Genomic DNA, 248 nt, shown 5'->3' with positions numbered 1-248 from the left:
GCATTACACAGCGAGCTTATAAGTGGATCGGAGCCATTCATTAGCGGAACCATGCTAGGTGCCGATGGAAAATGGGCGATACAACTGAATGCTGAAGAGGATTGGAATGGTCCAATGGAGGTCAGTGTTACCTTTAGCGCTAAGGGCAAAAAACAAACGTTAAAAACAGGCATAGAATATAGTCATCCTACGGCAACCATAACCGGAGTGGAGGATATCCGCGCTGAAGGCAGTGATATGTTGATACC

General features: G+C 46.4%; 1 protein-coding gene. It reads left to right on the top strand.

All coding sequences use genetic code 11. From position 1 onward, the window contains the following. Positions 1–51 precede the first annotated feature (51 nt). Positions 52–248: hypothetical protein (locus AAEY78_RS14425; RefSeq protein ID WP_352340124.1), on the top strand; the 197-nt coding region annotated here is incomplete at its 3' end.

This window comes from Psychrobacter sp. 16-MNA-CIBAN-0192 (genome assembly GCF_040309565.1).
Lineage (GTDB): Bacteria > Pseudomonadota > Gammaproteobacteria > Pseudomonadales > Moraxellaceae > Psychrobacter.
Note: the sequence above shows the minus strand (reverse complement) of the source record. Positions and strands in the feature narration are given on the sequence as shown.